This window comes from Vibrio sp. 10N.222.46.A1, from assembly GCF_041473595.1.
GTDB classification, from domain to species: Bacteria; Pseudomonadota; Gammaproteobacteria; order Enterobacterales; family Vibrionaceae; genus Vibrio; species Vibrio tasmaniensis_A.
In genome coordinates this window covers 1-1,334 of record NZ_JBFRSN010001564.1, presented here as the reverse complement: position 1 = coordinate 1,334, position 1,334 = coordinate 1, and the positions used below count along the sequence as shown (strand labels likewise).

Annotated in this window: 2 protein-coding genes and 2 pseudogenes; all 4 read right to left on the bottom strand. The window is 46.0% G+C overall.

The window, feature by feature from the left end; genetic code table 11:
* Positions 1-414, bottom strand: a pseudogene (locus tag AB4496_RS28115) (hypothetical protein); the annotation flags it as partial.
* A gap of 36 nt (positions 415-450) precedes the next feature.
* The gene (locus tag AB4496_RS28110; protein WP_258182968.1) at positions 451-570 is read right to left on the bottom strand and encodes a GpE family phage tail protein; all 120 of its coding nucleotides are present in this window, start codon (positions 568-570) and stop codon (positions 451-453) included.
* Positions 571-602: 32 nt separating this feature from the next.
* Positions 603-887: a phage tail assembly protein gene (locus tag AB4496_RS28105; protein WP_102258091.1), complete on the bottom strand. Its 285-nt coding sequence runs from the start codon at positions 885-887 to the stop codon at positions 603-605.
* A pseudogene (locus tag AB4496_RS28100) lies at positions 871-1,334 on the bottom strand (hypothetical protein); the annotation flags it as partial. The gene AB4496_RS28105 and the pseudogene AB4496_RS28100, both read right to left, overlap by 17 nt.

The following is a 1,334-nucleotide window of genomic DNA, read 5'->3' as shown; positions in this document are numbered from 1 at the left end:
GTCGTACTCATCATCGAGATTCCCTGTATTTACTCCTGTCTTTTTTAACTGGCTATCGAGCTTCTCTAAATGGGACTTGTAACCCTCTTGCTCGGTGTTCAGCTTGCTCAACTTAGCTTGTTGCTTTGTGATTTTCTCCGTGAGTGCAGCGCTTGGGGATTCAACGCCTGCCGCTTTGACTTTTAACTCTTCAAGCTTTTCGCTGACCGCAGCAACAGCAATGGCATTCTTATTCATTGCTTTCCGTGAGCTTTTGAACGAGTCAATCATCCCCATTGCGGCAGAGTCATCAGCCTGTGTCTTTTGTACTTTCTTAATGGACTTGGCGTAATGATCACTCTCGCCACTCATACCTTTGAGAACGGCCGAAGTTTTATCTTTCATATCCATGAGAACAGACAGTTTCATTTTCATTCTGGATAGCCTTTTGTTGATACAAAAAAAGAGAGCTTATTCGCTCTCTTGTGGTGTTTGTTCGTGCCTTTGTCTGGCCAGCTCTCGAAACAGTAATAGATCGTCGTAGCTGAGTTTGTCTATTTCGCTTGGCGGCCAATGGAACACAAGGGCGATATCTGCGTAATAGTCTTCAACTCTATCTATAACTATTCCGTCGCGACGAAAAAAGAGGCAAGCGTCGTGAGCAAAGGCGCCCAGTTCTCTGGAGGCATGTTGATAATGTCACGCTCGTTCAAGCAAGAGATTCGAGGCAATAGGGTTTGTCCCGCTTCAAACTTCATTCCACACACATCTATCAAGCTCAACCCGCGCAAATGCCCAGAGTGTGGCTTGCTGATATCAATATGCGTTAGTGCTTTGCCGTCTTTTTCAATAGGCGAGGCCAGTTCAGCGACCTTGATTTGTGACTCGTCTTTAATGGGGTTGGTCATAACCAAGCTCCTTTTGTAATGCTTCTAGTTTCTTCTTCACGCCGCCTTTGTTTGGATCTAGCTTCATCACTAGCTCAAACAGGTTGTGCGCTTTTTCTTTTTCGCCAGCTTCAAAGTGCCAGTCACCGACTAGGCGGAACATTTTTACTTTAAGTGGGGCGTTGGTAGCAAGCTCGCCAGTCAGTAAATCGCTCACCGCTTTTAGCAGATATTCGCGCTTAAACGCTTTCTTTTCGGTGTGCGCTTTGTGCGTGTACTTAAATACGTAATCACAGAAACCCGTTTGACCGTTCACTTTAAAATTAGCCGGTGCTTCTAACCCGCCATCAATGGCTGCTCGAAAGTCAGCGTGGATCTCTTCAAACTTGCCAAGGTCGAAGTGCCACATATAAAAGCACCACATCACATCGAGGTTGCCGTAGTCGCCTTTGTGGGTAACCAGTAGCT